The organism is Salinadaptatus halalkaliphilus (genome assembly GCF_006543045.1).
GTDB classification, from domain to species: Archaea; Halobacteriota; Halobacteria; order Halobacteriales; family Natrialbaceae; genus Salinadaptatus; species Salinadaptatus halalkaliphilus.
The window spans coordinates 122,422-137,382 of record NZ_RBZW01000076.1 but is presented as its reverse complement, the minus strand read 5'-3'; the positions used below and the strand labels follow the sequence as shown (position 1 = coordinate 137,382).

Annotated in this window: 14 protein-coding genes; 9 read left to right on the top strand and 5 right to left on the bottom strand. The window is 62.4% G+C overall.

Features of this window, described 5'->3' with window-relative positions; genetic code table 11:
• The first annotated feature begins 42 nt into the window (after positions 1 to 42).
• Both D8Y22_RS20825 and D8Y22_RS20815 read left to right on the top strand, forming a co-directional pair.
• The gene (locus tag D8Y22_RS20825; RefSeq protein ID WP_141466556.1) at positions 43 to 633 is read left to right on the top strand and encodes a DNA-3-methyladenine glycosylase family protein; all 591 of its coding nucleotides are present in this window, start codon (positions 43 to 45) and stop codon (positions 631 to 633) included.
• Positions 634 to 1,107: 474 nt separating this feature from the next.
• Entirely contained in the window at positions 1,108 to 2,379 is a 1,272-nt protein-coding gene (locus tag D8Y22_RS20815) for a hypothetical protein (protein ID WP_141466555.1), read from the top strand.
• Positions 2,380 to 2,403: 24 nt separating this feature from the next.
• On the opposite strand, the gene katG is transcribed toward D8Y22_RS20815, so the two are convergent.
• Positions 2,404 to 4,587, bottom strand: coding sequence for a catalase/peroxidase HPI (gene katG, locus D8Y22_RS20810; protein WP_141466554.1), 2,184 nt, complete (start codon positions 4,585 to 4,587; stop codon positions 2,404 to 2,406).
• Between the two features lie 255 nt (positions 4,588 to 4,842).
• On the opposite strand from katG, the gene proC reads away from it, so the two are divergent.
• Genes proC through D8Y22_RS20795 form a run of 3 tightly spaced genes read left to right on the top strand, consistent with a single transcriptional unit; the run spans position 4,843 to position 7,757 of the window.
• Positions 4,843 to 5,616 (top strand): pyrroline-5-carboxylate reductase, encoded by a 774-nt coding sequence (proC, locus tag D8Y22_RS20805; RefSeq protein ID WP_141466553.1) that lies wholly within the window; start codon positions 4,843 to 4,845, stop codon positions 5,614 to 5,616.
• Complete coding sequence (proB, locus tag D8Y22_RS20800; RefSeq protein ID WP_141466552.1) at positions 5,609 to 6,457, top strand: glutamate 5-kinase; 849 nt, start codon at positions 5,609 to 5,611, stop codon at positions 6,455 to 6,457. Before proC ends, proB begins: the two co-directional genes overlap by 8 nt.
• Positions 6,450 to 7,757, top strand: coding sequence for a glutamate-5-semialdehyde dehydrogenase (locus D8Y22_RS20795; protein ID WP_141466551.1), 1,308 nt, complete (start codon positions 6,450 to 6,452; stop codon positions 7,755 to 7,757). The genes proB and D8Y22_RS20795 overlap by 8 nt, the downstream gene beginning before the upstream one ends.
• Before the next feature lie 39 nt (positions 7,758 to 7,796).
• Here D8Y22_RS20795 and D8Y22_RS20790 read toward each other — a convergent pair whose 3' ends face one another.
• The 4 genes from D8Y22_RS20790 to D8Y22_RS20775 all read right to left on the bottom strand — a co-directional run bounded on the left by D8Y22_RS20790 (position 7,797) and on the right by D8Y22_RS20775 (position 12,025).
• Complete coding sequence (locus tag D8Y22_RS20790) at positions 7,797 to 8,030, bottom strand: PRC-barrel domain-containing protein (RefSeq protein ID WP_141466550.1); 234 nt, start codon at positions 8,028 to 8,030, stop codon at positions 7,797 to 7,799.
• Positions 8,031 to 8,114: 84 nt separating this feature from the next.
• The gene (locus D8Y22_RS20785; protein WP_141466549.1) at positions 8,115 to 9,458 is read right to left on the bottom strand and encodes a putative ATP-dependent zinc protease; all 1,344 of its coding nucleotides are present in this window, start codon (positions 9,456 to 9,458) and stop codon (positions 8,115 to 8,117) included.
• An 88-nt stretch (positions 9,459 to 9,546) separates the two neighbouring features.
• On the bottom strand, positions 9,547 to 11,010 hold the full coding sequence (locus D8Y22_RS20780) for a flippase (RefSeq protein ID WP_141466548.1): 1,464 nt from the start codon (positions 11,008 to 11,010) through the stop codon (positions 9,547 to 9,549).
• A 265-nt stretch (positions 11,011 to 11,275) separates the two neighbouring features.
• Positions 11,276 to 12,025 (bottom strand): GNAT family N-acetyltransferase, encoded by a 750-nt coding sequence (locus D8Y22_RS20775; RefSeq protein ID WP_141466547.1) that lies wholly within the window; start codon positions 12,023 to 12,025, stop codon positions 11,276 to 11,278.
• Positions 12,026 to 12,126: 101 nt separating this feature from the next.
• Here D8Y22_RS20775 and D8Y22_RS20770 point away from each other — a divergent pair, with 101 nt between their 5' ends.
• The 4 genes from D8Y22_RS20770 (at position 12,127) to D8Y22_RS20755 (ending at position 14,960) form a co-directional block, all read left to right on the top strand.
• Positions 12,127 to 13,176: a succinylglutamate desuccinylase/aspartoacylase family protein gene (locus D8Y22_RS20770; RefSeq protein WP_141466546.1), complete on the top strand. Its 1,050-nt coding sequence runs from the start codon at positions 12,127 to 12,129 to the stop codon at positions 13,174 to 13,176.
• A 107-nt stretch (positions 13,177 to 13,283) separates the two neighbouring features.
• Entirely contained in the window at positions 13,284 to 13,715 is a 432-nt protein-coding gene (gene sdhC / locus D8Y22_RS20765; protein ID WP_141466545.1) for a succinate dehydrogenase, cytochrome b556 subunit, read from the top strand.
• Positions 13,715 to 14,083: a succinate dehydrogenase gene (locus D8Y22_RS20760; RefSeq protein ID WP_141466544.1), complete on the top strand. Its 369-nt coding sequence runs from the start codon at positions 13,715 to 13,717 to the stop codon at positions 14,081 to 14,083. Before sdhC ends, D8Y22_RS20760 begins: the two co-directional genes overlap by 1 nt.
• Before the next feature lies 1 nt (position 14,084).
• Positions 14,085 to 14,960, top strand: a complete 876-nt coding sequence (locus tag D8Y22_RS20755) for a succinate dehydrogenase/fumarate reductase iron-sulfur subunit (protein WP_141466543.1) — start codon at positions 14,085 to 14,087, stop codon at positions 14,958 to 14,960.
• Position 14,961: the final 1 nt, after the last annotated feature.

The following is a 14,961-nucleotide window of genomic DNA, read 5'->3' as shown; positions in this document are numbered from 1 at the left end:
GAGACGTATATGCCCACTCGGTCCCGTGATCGGACACGACGAATGTTCGATGAGGCTCACTCTATCCTCCGAAACGACCCCGTGATGGCCGACCTTCTCGAGCGCCACGACCCGTACGTCGAATCCGACTGGACCGAGTTCGAGCGGCTCTGCATCTCGATCCTCAATCAGCAACTGTCGACGGCGAGCGCGGCGGCCGTCCGCGAGCGATTCTTCGAGGTATTGGACGACGAGGTCACACCCGAGACCGTCCTCGCAGCCGAGACGGAGGCGCTCCGGTCGGCCGGGCTCTCGAGACAGAAGATCGAGTACGTCAACAACGCCGCTCGCGCGTTTCAGGAGCGAGACTACACGCGATCGGGGCTGGCCGATCACACAAACGACGAGGTTGTCGACGCACTTACCGAGATCAAAGGGATCGGCAAGTGGACTGCCCGGATGTATCTGCTGTTCGTCCTTGAGCGACCCGATACCCTTCCGCTTGGCGACCTCGCCGTTCGTCGCGGGATCGAACAACTGTACGCCGACGGTGACGAGATGACGCGAGCGGAGATGCGCGAGGTCGCCGAGGCCTGGCGGCCCTACCGCAGCGTCGCAACCCGGTACATCTGGGCCGAGTACGAATCGGAGTAGCGGTCTGTCTCGTCGCCGTTCAAGGTCGGTAACCCCACACTGATACGGATTCCTGTACCGATGTACCGGCGCACTCGAGACCCGTGCGGCGAGCGCCGGAACTGACTTCCAGTTACTGTCGGACAGAAGTCATACGGTTTACTGTAAGTCATTTCCGGCCCAGCCGCGACCCGGGCGGCGGCTGGGCCGGTACATCGTTACAGTAAACCGTATCAGTGAAACGTCGGTCGCGAATTCGCGGCCGTCCTTGCGGTGACGGCCGCAGTACTGCGACCGATCGTTGAATAGTTCTGTCCAACAGTAAGTAACCCGTCTGACCCTCGAGTCACGCGCCCGGCGCTGGCGTTGCAGTGGACCAAGCGCGGATTACGGCCCTGATAGTGCAGGCCGGAATCGAGGATCGAAGAAACCCGATACTGATACTCGAGACGGCCACGCCGACTCAAGTGCGATTGGGTCGCGTTCGAACACGAGATGTCGAACGATCCATCCCCAGACGACGGTCCCGGACAACGCCGAATGACGACCGATCCGGACCGTATTCGAGAGTGGGCAGACACGCACGACGCCGTTCCCGTCTCGACACACGGCGGCGAGGGCCACGGTCACTCGCTCGTCCGCCGGGACGAACTCGAAAGCGACCACGAGGAGTCCACCTGGGAAGCGTTCGCCGAGACGATCCGTACGGAGGATCTAGTGTTCGTCTACCATGAGGAGGAGGAGTCGACCGGCGAGGAGCTCGGTCAGTTCGAACTGATCGAACGCGAGGCGGCGTTCGACCGCGCCTCGCTCGGTCGCAGCAAACTCGAGGACCAGCTCCGGAAGGGCGAGACGGTGACGACCGAAATCATCGAAACGCAGGTGGTCGAGACCCAGGTCGTCGAACGCGACACGATCGAGAGCGAGATCGTCGAGACCGAACTGGTCGAGCGCCAGCCCGTCGACTCCGAACTGTTGAACCGCGAAATCGTCGATACCAAGTTCGTCAGTGCAGATCTAATCAAGGTGACAACTGACGAATCCCGCCTCGAGACGGTCGAGGAGGTCGAACGCTACACGATTGAGAGCCAGGTCGTCGATGTCGACATTGACCAGCACGACGAACTCGAGCACGACGAGGTCGAGACGAACGTCGAACTCGAGAGCGTCCAGCGCTCAATCCTCGAGAGCGATGTCGTGCGGGCGGACGTAGCCGCCGCCGATGTCGTCGATCGAGAGGTTATCGAGAGTCGACGCGGCGAGGGTGATACCGTTCGCAGCGAGCTACTCGAGCGCCGAACCGTCGAAGAGCAGATCGACGAACGATCGCGACTGACCTTCAGACTCGAAGAGACCGAGGTGCTCGAGTCCGAGGTGGTCGGCAGCGATGTCCTCGAGGGCGGGATCATGGACCTCGAGGAGTACGGAGAGATGGGGCCGACGGCTGCGTCCGACACTGCGGGCACGGCGGCCAACGCCGGATCGGAGATGCCGACTGCCGGGTCGGGATCGGTCGAGTTCTCGGCGGACGATCAGGGGAAAGTGGTCGTCGGCGAGACGGGTGAACAGATCGGTATCGTCGCCGAAGTCGAGGGCCAGACCGCGTACGTCGATCCCGAGCCGGGGCTGGCGGATCGACTCAGGGCCCGACTCAACTGGGGTGGTCACGACGCCGAGGACTATCCGGTCGAGGCCGCCGAGATCAACGAAATAACCGACGAGGAAGTGATCGTCGAGAGTCCAACGGACGCCGACGAAATGGAGTGACTCGAGAACGACGATTTGCGGTCGTTACTCGAGGTCGAAGCGATCGTGGCTCATCACTTTGTGCCACGCCTCGACGAAGTCCTGGACGAATTTCTCTTCGGCGTCGTCGGATGCGTAGACGTCCGCGATGGCTCGAAGTCGGGAGTTCGACCCGAAGATGAGATCCGCACGGGTTGCCGTCCACTCGATCTCGCCGGTCTCGCGGTCGCGCAGTTCGAACACCTGATCAGTTTCGGATTCCGGGGACGCCTCCCAGCCCAGAATATCCTGGGAGTCGTCGGACGCCTCCCACTCGTAGTCCATGTCGAGCAGGGTTCGGAAGAAATCGTTGGTCAGCGTCTCGGGCTGGTCCGTGAGGACACCGAGGTCGGAATCCTGGTGGGTCGCACCGAGCGCTCGCATGCCGCCGACGAGCACCGTCATTTCGGGTGCCGTCAGGTCGAGTAGGTCCGCTTTGTCGACCAGTAGCTCTTCCTGGGACTGGTCGGCCTCGTCGCTGTAGTAGTTACGGAAGCCGTCGGCCGCGGGCTTGAGCGCCTCGAAGGACTCGATGTCGGTCTGTTCCTGGGACGCGTCGGTCCGACCTGGCTCGAACGGGACCTCGATATCGTAGCCGGCCTCGGCTGCGGCCTCCTCGACGGCCGCGTTACCGCCCAGCACGATCAGGTCAGCCAGCGAGACGCGCACGTCGTCGGATCGGGAGTCGTTGAACGCCGCCTGAATCTCCTCGTAGGTCTCGAGTACTGTCTCGAGCTGGTCGGGCTCGTTGACCTCCCAACTTCGCTGGGGCTCGAGGCGGATGCGCGCGCCGTTGGCACCGCCGCGCTTGTCGCTGTCGCGGTAGGTCGAGGCCGCCGCCCAGGCAGTCTTGGCCAGCTGGGAAATCGAGAGCTCCGACGCGAGGAGTTCCGCTTTGAGTTCGTCGATCGCTTCCTCGCCGATCAGCTCGTAGTCGGCCTCGGGGATGGGATCTTGCCACAGCATCTCCTCCTCGGGAACCTCCGGACCGAGGAACCGCTCCGACGGCCCCATATCGCGGTGGATCAGCTTGTACCAGGCCTTCGCGAACGCCTCCTGGAACTCCTTGGGGTTTTCCTGGAAGCGCTCTAAGATCTCCCGGAACTCGGGATCGCGCTTGAGCGCGACGTCCGTCGTCAGCATCATCACGTCCTCTTTCTCGTCCGGGTCCTCGGCACCCGGTGCGGCCTCGTCGAGTTCGCCGTTCTGCGTCGTCCACTGCCAGGCACCGCCAGGACCCTTCTCGGGCCACCACTGGTACTCGAGTAAGTTGTCGATGTAGCCCATGTCCCACTGGGTCGGCGTGGCGTTCCACGGGCCTTCGATCCCGCTGGTGATCGTATCGGCTCCCTTCCCGGAGCCGTGCTCGCTCTCCCAGCCGAGACCTTGCTGGTCGATCGGGGCTGCCTCGGGCTCGGGGCCGACGTGTTCGTCGGGGTCGTCGGCGCCGTGGACCTTCCCGAACGTGTGTCCGCCGGCGATGAGCGCGGCCGTCTCTTCGTCGCTCATTGCCATCAGGCCGAACGACTCACGAATTCGCTCCGCCGAGGCCTCCGGATCCGGCTCACCGTCGGGACCCTCCGGGTTCACGTAGATCAATCCCATCACGGTGGCGGCGAGTGCGCCCTCGAGTTCACCTTCTTCGTCGAATCGCTCGGAGGCTTCCCACTCGTCTTCGGGTCCCCAGTCGACGGCGTCGTCGGGCTTGTACTCGTCTTTGCGCCCGCCGGCGAAGCCGAACGTCTCGAATCCCATCGACTCGAGGGCGACGTTTCCGGCGAGGACGATCAGGTCGGCCCACGAGAGCTTGCGGCCGTACTTCTGTTTGACCGGATAGAGCAGCCGGCGGGCCTTGTCGAGGTTCGCGTTGTCGGGCCAGCTGTTGAGCGGGGCAAAGCGCTGTCGGCCGCCGCTTGCGCCACCACGGCCGTCGCTGGTGCGGTACGTCCCGGCGCTGTGCCAGGCCATCCGGATAAAAAGCGGCCCGTAGTGCCCGTAATCGGCCGGCCACCAATCCTGCGACGTCGTCATGACGTCCTCGATATCCGCCTTTACCGCCTCGAGATCGAGTTTCTCGAACTCCTCGGCGTAGTCGAAGTCCTCGTCCATCGGATCGGACGTGGGGACGTTCTGATCGAGGATATCCACGTTCAACCGGTTCGGCCACCAGTCTTGGTTAGATCTAGTCATCAACAGACAGTTGCTACTTTTCCCTATTAAGATTTCCTAATCCAATGATGAAGTCTTTCTTGCAGACCAAAAAATATTCTTGACTCATAAACTGCCGTTCGCATCGAGATCCGACTGCGTCCCTGGTACGATCGCTGAGCCGTCTTCGGAATCGATGTCGTCCGTGATTGGTTCTCTCGCATCCGTGTGAGCGACACCAACTGCGATTCGAAATCAAAGTTGCTATGTCCCCCACTCCCCGTTTGTCGAAATAGAATGGTACGTGCCAGCGTCATTGGCTGTGGAAACATGGGGAGTGCCCTCGTACGGGGCCTCTCGGAGAGCGGAACGCACGCGGTCACCGCTTGCGACGTCGATCCGGCAGCACTCGAGACAGTCGAAGACTGTGCGGAAACGACGACCGATCCGTCGGTCGCGGCCGAGGCGGATGTCGTCGTCGTCGCGATCAAGCCGGGACTGGTCGTCGACGTCGTCGACGATCTCGATCTCTCGCCCGATCAGATACTCGTCTCCTTCGCCGCGGGCGTTCCGACGTCCGTTCTCGAGCCGCATACGGACGCAACGCTCGTTCGAGCGATGCCGAATCTCGCGGCCGAGACGCAGAATATGGCGGCGGCCGTCACCGGCGAGACGATCCCCGAGGAGGTCACGACCCTGCTCGGGGCGGTCGGGGAGTTCGTCGAGGTCGAGGAATCCCAGATGGATATCGCGACGGCGGTCAACGGGAGCGGTCCCGCGTTCGTCTTCTATCTGATTGGCGCGATGCGAGACGCTGGCGTCGACGCGGGACTCGAGCCCGACGACGCCGAAGTCCTCGCCGCACAGACGTTCAAGGGAGCTGCGGAGACGGTCCTGCGATCCGAGCGGTCGATCGAGGAGCTGATCGACGCCGTCTGTTCGCCGAAGGGAACGACGATCGAGGGCATGGAGGTCCTCTGGGACAGCACGGCCGACGAGGCGGTCGCCGACGCCGTCGGCGCAGCCGAGCAACGATCCGCGGAACTCGCAGCCGATATCGACGATGACTGAGACGGTCGAACTCGGCGTCGTCGAAGCGACGCGTCAACTCGCGGCCGAGGCCGACCGCGTCGTGGTCAAAGCCGGGACGAACTCGCTGACCGACGAGGAGTCGAATCTCGATGACGCGAAACTCGACAAACTCGTCGACGATATCGCCGATCTACTCGCCGGCGACCGCGAAGTCATCCTCGTCTCCTCCGGCGCGGTCGGGGCCGGTAAGGGACGGGTCGGCTACGACGGCGGCGACGACAACGGGGAAACGGTCGAGGAGTCACAGGCGCTGTCGACGGTTGGCCAATCACACCTCATGCACCGCTACACCGAGAGTTTCGCGCGCTACGACCGGAAAGTCGCGCAGATCCTGTTGACCCAGACGGATCTGGACAATCCCGATCGGTTCACCAATTTCAAAAACACCATCGAGACGTTACTCGAGTGGGACATCGTCCCGATTATCAACGAAAACGACGCCGTCGCGACCGAAGAGATCCGCATCGGCGACAACGACATGCTCTCCTCGTCGGTCGCGGTCGGCATCGATAGCGATCTGCTGGTCACCTTGACCGACGTCGGGGGCGTCTACACGGCCAATCCGAAGGACAATCCCGACGCCGAACGCATCGAAGCCGTCGGCCGAAACTACGACGAGATCCAGGAACTGGTCGACGATAGCTCGAGCACGCAGTTTGGCGGCATCCAGACCAAGGTAGCGGGTGCGCGATCCGTCAGCGAACACGGTATCCCGGCCGTCATCGCCAAGTCGACCGAGCCGAACGTCCTCGAGAAAATCGCTGCCGAGAAGTCCGTGGGGACCGTATTCGTCCCAACGAACGGTGTCATCGATGACTGAGCAAGCCACCGAACAGAAAGTCGAGGAGGCACAGTCCGCAGCCCTCGAGCTGGCGACCTACGACGAGCAGCGACGCTCGAGCGCGCTCCACGCCATCGCCGACGCGATCGACGCGCGCCACGAGGAGATCCTCGCGGCCAACGAGATCGATGTCGAGGAAGCCGAGCAACTGCTCGAGGCCGGCGAGTACAGCCAGGCGCTTGTCGACCGCCTCGAGCTCTCGCCGACGAAACTCGAGAGCATCACTGAGATGGTCCGCAGCGTCGCCGCCCAGGACGATCCGCTGGGGACGACCCAGCAAGCCCGCGAACTCGACGACGACCTCGAGCTGTACAAGCAGACGGTGCCGATCGGCGTCGTCGGGACGATCTTCGAATCCCGACCCGACGCGCTCGTCCAGATCGCCGCGCTTAGCCTGAAGTCGGGCAACGCCGTCATCCTGAAAGGCGGCAGCGAGGCCAGCGAATCCAACCGAACCCTCTTCGAGATCATCCGCGAGGCGACCGACGACATCGTCGACGGCTGGGCCCAACTCATCGAGGCCCGCGAGGACGTCGACACTATCCTCGAGATGGACGACGAGATCGATCTGGTCATGCCCCGCGGAAGCTCGGAGTTCGTCAGCTACATCCAGGACAACACGAGCATTCCCGTCCTCGGCCACACCGAGGGCATCTGTCACGTCTTCGTCGATAGCAAGGCCGACCTCGAGATGGCCACGGAGATCGCCTACGACGCGAAGGTTCAGTATCCGGCCGTCTGTAACGCCGTCGAGACGCTGTTGGTCCACACCGATGTCGCCGAAGCGTTCCTGCCCGACATCGTCGCCCGCTGGGAGGAGGCGGGCGTCGAGGTTCGCGGCGACGAGCGGACCCGTTCGATCGTCGATGTCGAGGCCGCGAACGAGGCCGACTGGGCGACCGAGTACGGCGATCTGATCGTCTCGGTCCGGGTCGTCGATTCGCTCGAGGACGCCTTGGCGCACGTGACGACCTACGGCTCGAAACACACGGAGTCGATCGTCACCGCGGACGACGACCGCGCCCGGACGTTCATGCGCCGACTCGACTCCGCGAGCGTCTTCCACAACGCCTCGACCCGATTCAGCGACGGCTACCGGTTCGGGCTCGGCGCCGAGGTCGGGATCAGCACCGGCAAGATTCACGCCCGCGGCCCCGTCGGCCTCGAGGGGCTGACCACCTACCAGTACTACCTCGAGGGCGACGGCCACCTCGTGGGAACATACGCGGGCGCCGACGCGAAGGCGTTCACGCACGAGGATTTCGACGGCACCTGGTAGACGGCGTCGCGGGGCCGTCGCCGTCGATTCTGGTGGCGATCACTCGACCATCAGATAGTCGTCGACGCCCTGGACCTGATGGGCGGGAATGCGGAGATTCCCGTCGTCGGTCGTTTCGAACCGGTAAACGTCGTCGTCTTTCGGCGTGACGAGGACGGACTCGAGTTCGCCGGTAGTGACGTTCATCGTGATGTTGTGAACCGTGCCGAGTTCTTTCCCGTCCGATCCCATCACGGGCTTGCTGGAGAGCGTGGATGCGAGGACCGTCGTCATACGCGTTTATGCTAGCTGTATTGGACAATAAAGTTATCTGTTCACTCGAAGATCGCACGGCCAAGCCGACGGCATTGATCGCCGTTACTCCTCTTCTTCCGGCGACTCGGGTTCGTCGGCATCGACGCGACGGCTGACGTCGACTCGATACTGCTCGAGAATGTCCCGCCCGAGCAATACCGGGTAGTCCATGTGGCTACGATCCTCGACGCTCGCGGTGACGGTGTGTTGGTTGCCGCCGACGCCGACGACGACGTCGACGACCGGGCGGCTCTTGGCGGTCTTCGAACTGCCGGATTTGACGCGGGTGATCGATTTGATTGGGCCGGCACCGATCTCGGCCGCCAGCGAGGTGTCGATACTGGTTCGGGTCGCTCCCGTGTCGGACTTTGCGAGGACTGATGTCGAGCCGCTCGTCCCCGAGAGGACGATATCTTCGATGTAGCCGATGATGGCCGCCTCGTTGTCAGTCTGTGCCGGTCTCGGCGGCTGTGCAGCGGGTTGGCTGTCGTCGAGCGCCCTCGAGAGTTCGACGACCCGTTCGTCGTCGACCGATCCGCCGGCCCGCTCGATCGCCAGGCGGGCGATGTACGGTGCCGGGCTGATCTGTGTCGCCTCGTAGAGCCCCTTGAACCCTGCCGTGGGATTGACCTCGAGGACGTACCAGCCGTCCTCGCCTTCGACGAGGTCGACACCGGCGTAATCGAGGCCGATAGCCGTTGCCGACCGGCGAGCGAGATCCCGCGCTTCCGCCGGGAGATCGTCGCTTGCATCCTCGACGGTGCCGCCGAGTGCGACGTTGGTTCGCCAGTCGTTGTCGGGTGCATAGCGGTACATCGCGCCGACGATCTCGCTACCGACGAGGTAGACTCGAGCGTCACGGTGTCGCTCGCCCTCCCGATCGAGCAACTCCTGTAAGAACGCGTATCGGTTGCCAACTTTCGCGTTGATCGGTTCCTCGAGACCGACTTTCCAGGTGCCGCCGCCGTGGGTGCCGATCGCGGTCTTATAGACAGCTTCCTCGCCGTACCGATCTCGAGCGGCGGCCAGCCCTTCGTTGTTCAGTGCGAGGGTGACGTCGGGCGTTCGTACGTCGTGGGTTGCAAGCGTCGTCGCCGTCGAGAGTTTGTGAATCGCCGTCAGAACGGTTGCGGGTTCGTTGAGCATCGGCACCAGTTGTGCGAACGTGTTCGCGAGACCGAGCTCTTCGGCGGGATGTTCGGTGTTCGAGAGCAGCATTCGGTTGGCGATCACGTCCACGTCGGGTTCCAAGACGACAGTGCCGTCGGTGACACTGATCGTCGTGTTCTCGGTCCGGAGCCACTCCGTGTCGTGGCCGAGGGCCTCGACGGCGTTAAGAATCGCTTTCGTCTCCTTGCTCGTATGTAAACTGAGTACCCCGACGGTGACGGGATCGGCAACGGTCATACTGAGTGAACGACAACCGAGGGGATAAGCATTGCCAGTTAACGCTGCCGTCGGCCATTTTTTCGCTCGAGTTAGTCGACGGTTTCGGCTACCGAACGATCGCACGGACCTCGTGTGGATCGACCATGCCACTGGCGACCGCGAGAATCGCCCAGACGAGGGTACCGAGCGCGATCGCGCCGAGCAGCATGAGGATATTCGACGCCAGCGGCGTGACGAGGGAGACGGCGACGGCCATCGCGAGCGTGATCGCACAGATCAGCCCCATCGACCGGGCGAGTTGGCCGAGCCGGAGCGCCAGTTCGCTGTGGATAATGTAGAGGTTCACCGCGACGTAGACGGTGTGAGTCGCGACCGTCGCGATCGCCGCGCCGACGACGCCGATGGTCGGAATGAGCACGAGGTTCAACCCGAAGTTCGCGATCGATGTCGCGCCCTTCGCGATCGCTCGCGACCGCGCGCGCCCGAGATAGTCCAGGCTATCGCTCGTCAGGTTCGTAATCGCCTGTAACACCATGAACCCTGCCAACACCTGCAACACCACCACCGCCCCCGCGTACTCCGGAAACACCATCCCGATGAACGGCTCGGCGACGAGGACGATCCCGACGGCTGCCGGCACGTAGACCAACATCGTATGGGTCAACGACTCCTCGTAGATCCGGCGGGCCTGCTGGAGTTGGTCCGACGCCTTCTGCTCGCCGAAGTTCGGCGAGATCGTAAAGCCGAGCGACTCAGCCGGCGCGAGGACGAAGTCGGTGATCTGCTTGCCGAGCTGGTAGAAACCGACCGCAGCGGGCGTGAGGAAGACGCCGACGAGGACGACGTCGATCCGCTTGTCAATGACGTTGGCACTTCGTGTCGCCGTCAACGGGACGCTGTACTCGGCGAGCCGGCGCGATAGCCCGTCCTCGTAGGCGTCGGCCTGGTCGTAGTGTCGATAGAAACCGATGTAGAGGACGAGAAGGCCGAACGCACCGGCGAGCGCGTAGCCGACGATGTAGCCGTACAGCGCACCGAGTGCCCCAAACCCGAGGAAGACGAACGTGACGGCGAACACGAGCCGCGTCGCCCCGCTGACTGCCTGGACGGCCGCGCTGTAGCCCAGGCGGTTGAGTCCTTGAAACGCCATCATCGAAAAACTGCTGAACGATTGGGCGATGACGAACAACACCCCGACAGCCAGAAACGGCGTCGCGCTCGGATCGCCCAGCACGATCGCGATGTGCTCGTGTAAGAGCAAGAGAGCGAACGAGACGGCCGCCAGGACAATCAGCTTGTAGGTAATCGCCGACCGAAGCAGATACGGGATCTGGCCCTCGTCCGTCTCGCTGTACTCCGAGATGTACCGGGCGGTGGATTTCCCCAGTCCGAGGTCGGCGAACAGCTGGACGACCATCAGAATCCCGATCGCCCAGTACAACGCCCCGTAGCCGTCCGGGTTCAACACCCGTGCGAGGATAAACATCAACAGCGCACTCGAGAGCATGTAGATCGCTCTCGAGACGAGCGTCGCTTTGAATCCGCGAACGATGTGCTCCCGTGTGCTCATGCTGTGTCTGCGCGGCTGCAAGGACGGCTGGGCGGAACCGCCAGAGCACCCTGGCCGACTGCTCGCTCGGACGTGGAGGCCACTAATTGTAATGCGGTCCTTGGCCGACTACTCGGGCGATTGTGGAATCCGCCAATTGTAATGCGGTGACAACAGCAGTAAGGACGAGATACCACGACTGCAAACCGACGTTACGGATCGGTTGTGACGACGTGTGGCGGTCTGTGGCGTCGGTTCTGGCGGCAGGGGCTCGCGGTGCGTTGGGTTAGAGGTACGACGAATCCCACCGCGTCGCCTTGCGCTGGTTGCCACAGACGTTGCACTCGAGACGGCCCATCGCGTCCATCGCGTTGTCGAGCGAATCGCAGTTCCCACAGAACCAGGCGTAGAGCTCTTCGCGGTCGTCGGTCTCGTAAGCGCTGTAGAAGGGCGCTTTCGATCCCCGGTCAGCTTCGCCGTAGCTGACGTAGACGGTCTGGCCATCGACCTCGAGTTCGTCGACCGCGCCCCAGCCCTCGTCCTCGAGGTCGGTTTCGACGTAGACGTTTTCGGTGAACGTTTCCGACCCGATTTCGACCTCGCGCTGGCCGGCGTGTTCGAAGCCGTGGTCTCGGTAGAACGTGTTACCGCCCTCGTTGTCCTCGAGGACGAACGCCTGAACCTGTTCGGCACCGGCGTCTAAGAGTCGTTCGCGGGCGCGAACGAGCAACCGGACGCCCGTCCCGTCACCGCGGTGGTCGGGGCCGATGTGGAGCCAGAGGATGCGGCCGGTCTTGTGTTGGTGTCCGACGAGGTCACACTGGGCGAAGCCCGCCAAATCGCCGCCGCGCTCGATGCTGAGAACGAGCGAGCTGTCGTCCGACAGGTCCTCACTGAATCCGTCGCCGTACCACTGCTCGATAGCGTCGTCGATCGTCTCCGCGTCGAGAAAGTCGGTGTACGTCGAGTTGAGCGAGTCGTTGGCGATCGACCGGATGGCATCGACGTCGTCGGTGGTTGCATCACGAATCTCCATATGCTATCATACCACCCCCTCGTACAAAACGTATGCCCACGTGGCTAAACTCGCCAGCCACAGACGACAAGATTCACGTCGGTGAGTGCGGTGGAGGGGATATGAGCGAGGCTGGCGAGACGAACGACGATGCCTTTACCTATAACGGCGGTCGCGTCGATCCCGGAGAGACCGCCAATATCCGCTACGGTATCAGCGAAACGTATCTCGGAGACCCGGTGCGAATTCCAGTGACGATCGTCAACGGGGCGAAGCCGGGGCCGACGGTGTTTCTCTCGGCGGCCGCCCACGGCGACGAACTCAACGGTATCGAGGTCGTCCGGGAGGTCGCCCACGACTGGGATCACGCCGAGTTACACGGCACGTTAGTCTGTCTTCCCGTGATGAACGTCCCCGGTTTCCTGGCCCAGGAGCGGTATCTTCCGATCTACGACCGCGACCTCAACCGATCCTTTCCCGGCCGTGAAGGTTCGACCAGCGCCCGACGAATGGCCCACCAGATCTTCACGAACTTCATCGATCCCTGCGACCTCGGAATCGACTTTCATACGTCCACTCGAGGCCGGACGAACATGCTTCACGTCCGGGCCAACACGGAGGATCCATCGGTTGACCGTCTCGCGAAGGCGTTCAGTTCCAACGTCATCATCGCCGGCGAAGGTCCCACCGGAACGCTCCGGCGTGAGGCCACCGACGCCGGCGTTCCGACGATCACCGTCGAGATGGGCGAAGCCCACCGCTTCCAGCGCCGGCTCATCGACCGCGCGCTGACCGGCGTTGCGAGCGTCCTTGCCGAATTTGGCTGTCATCGCGACTCCTCGGTCCACTGGCCCGGCTGGCGAACCATTATCGACGACGACGACGAAAAAACCTGGTTGCGGGCCGACGCCGGCGGCATCGTCGACATGAAACGCGGTCGCGGTGCCCTCGTCCACGAGGACGAAGTCATCTGTACGATCACCAACCCGTTCAAAGAGGAAGCGGACATCGTTACCGTCGAGGCGCCCTTTACCGGCCTGATCGTCGGCGTCCTCGAGAACCCCGTCGTCTATCCGGGAAACCCGCTCTGTCATCTGGTCGGACTGTCCTCGGCTACACGGACGGCCATCGAGTACGAGCGGACGACCGGGCGGTCTCGATCCGATTTATAACACTCAGATGATATGATCCTCCCGGAAAACAATGCTGATCGCCAGCGTGTGACGAGGCGATAAAAGTAAGTTCTATACCCCCACGGTCAAACCGTCCACATGAGCGCATGAGTCAGTCTTACAATCGCGGTCTCATCGAGGACTTCGGTCGGTGGAAGGAGTTCTCGGCCGGCATGTGGGCGTGGATCTTCCACAAGTTCACCGGGTGGATGCTGATCGGGTACTTGTTCACGCACATCGCCGTACTGAGTACCGCCATCGGTGCTGCACAGGGCGAAACGATGATGCTCGCGAGCGAACAGGTCGACGTCTATACGGGGACGATCCAGGGACTGGAGAGTCTCTTTATTATCCGCGTACTCGAGGTCGGCTTGCTTGCCGTCGCTGTCTTTCACATTCTGAACGGGCTTCGATTGCTGATGGTCGATCTCGGCATCGGATTGACGGCCCAGGATAAGAGTTTCTACGCCTCGTTGATCCTGACGGGCGTGATCACCGTCGCGAGCGTCCCGACCTTCCTGACGGGGGTGGGTCTCTGATGGCGGAACGCTACTCGTCGTTCACGCCTGGTGGGACCGGCTGGCTCTTGCAACGGCTCACGGCCGCGTTTCTCGTGGTCGTGCTCGCCTTTCACTTCTTCCAGCTTCACTTCGTCAATCACGCTGCGGACGTTACCTTCATGGGGACCCAAGCACGGATGGAGAACATTGGCTACTTCCTGGCGATGGTGTTGTTCCTCATCGCCGGAACCTTCCACGGCGTCAACGGCGTCTACAACGCCTTGGTCAACCAGGGACTCACCGGCACCCCAAAGAAGGTAGTGCTTGGGGTCCTGATCATTGCTAGTGTTGCACTCATCGCACAGGGTATCTGGGTTGCACTCGCGATGTCGGGGATGATCTACTAACATGAGTACACAACAACAGGAACCAGAGACACAGGAAGCACCGGAAGACCCCGAGATGAAAGGGACTCAGTCGCCACAGGAACGGCGACTCGAGGAAAAGGAATCGGGGCTGACCGAAGACGCCGATTCGGCGGGCGACCTCGAGGGCGAGACGGTCCACCTCAAGGTGTTCCGATACGACCCCGAAGTCGAGGGGAAACAGGAACCGCGGTTCGACGACTTTCACGTTCCGTTCGAAAAAGGGATGACGGTTCTCGACGCGGTCATGTACGCCCGCGACGAGTACGACTCTTCGCTAACCTTCCGACACTCCTGTCGGCAGGCCGTCTGTGGCTCCGACGCCTTCTTCGTCAACGGCAAACAGCGACTCGGCTGTAAGACACAGATCGTCGAACTCGAACAGCCGGTTCGTATCGAACCGTTGCCCCACCAGGAGGTCGTCAAGGATCTGGTCGTCGATATGGATCACTTCTACGACCAGATGCACGCCGTCGAGCCGTACTTCCAGGACGAGGAGACGCCCGCTGCGGCCGATCTCGAGGAGCAACGCCAGAGCCCCGAGAACCGCGAAAAGATCAAGATGTCCTCGCGGTGTATCTGGTGTGGCGCGTGTATGTCTTCCTGTAACATCGCCGCCGGCGACAACGAGTACCTCGGTCCCGCGGCGATCAACAAGGCCTACAAGTTCGCGATGGACGACCGCGAGAGCGAGGCGATCAAAGAGCACCGACTCCGCATTCTCGAGCAGGAACACGGCGTCTGGCGCTGCCAGACCCAGTTCTCCTGTACCGAGGTGTGCCCGAAGGACATCCCGCTGACCGAGCACATTCAGGAGCTCAAGCGGGAAGCGGTCAAGAAAAACCTGAAATTCTGGTAAT

Coding starts and splice junctions, on each gene's coding strand:
- D8Y22_RS20825 (WP_141466556.1), top strand. CDS start 43: ATGTTCGATGAGGCTCACTCTATCCTCCGAAACGACCCCGTGATGGCC.
- D8Y22_RS20815 (WP_141466555.1), top strand. CDS start 1,108: ATGTCGAACGATCCATCCCCAGACGACGGTCCCGGACAACGCCGAATG.
- katG (WP_141466554.1), bottom strand. CDS start 4,587: ATGACTAGATCTAACCAAGACTGGTGGCCGAACCGGTTGAACGTGGAT.
- proC (WP_141466553.1), top strand. CDS start 4,843: ATGGTACGTGCCAGCGTCATTGGCTGTGGAAACATGGGGAGTGCCCTC.
- proB (WP_141466552.1), top strand. CDS start 5,609: ATGACTGAGACGGTCGAACTCGGCGTCGTCGAAGCGACGCGTCAACTC.
- D8Y22_RS20795 (WP_141466551.1), top strand. CDS start 6,450: ATGACTGAGCAAGCCACCGAACAGAAAGTCGAGGAGGCACAGTCCGCA.
- D8Y22_RS20790 (WP_141466550.1), bottom strand. CDS start 8,030: ATGACGACGGTCCTCGCATCCACGCTCTCCAGCAAGCCCGTGATGGGA.
- D8Y22_RS20785 (WP_141466549.1), bottom strand. CDS start 9,458: ATGACCGTTGCCGATCCCGTCACCGTCGGGGTACTCAGTTTACATACG.
- D8Y22_RS20780 (WP_141466548.1), bottom strand. CDS start 11,010: ATGAGCACACGGGAGCACATCGTTCGCGGATTCAAAGCGACGCTCGTC.
- D8Y22_RS20775 (WP_141466547.1), bottom strand. CDS start 12,025: ATGGAGATTCGTGATGCAACCACCGACGACGTCGATGCCATCCGGTCG.
- D8Y22_RS20770 (WP_141466546.1), top strand. CDS start 12,127: ATGAGCGAGGCTGGCGAGACGAACGACGATGCCTTTACCTATAACGGC.
- sdhC (WP_141466545.1), top strand. CDS start 13,284: ATGAGTCAGTCTTACAATCGCGGTCTCATCGAGGACTTCGGTCGGTGG.
- D8Y22_RS20760 (WP_141466544.1), top strand. CDS start 13,715: ATGGCGGAACGCTACTCGTCGTTCACGCCTGGTGGGACCGGCTGGCTC.
- D8Y22_RS20755 (WP_141466543.1), top strand. CDS start 14,085: ATGAGTACACAACAACAGGAACCAGAGACACAGGAAGCACCGGAAGAC.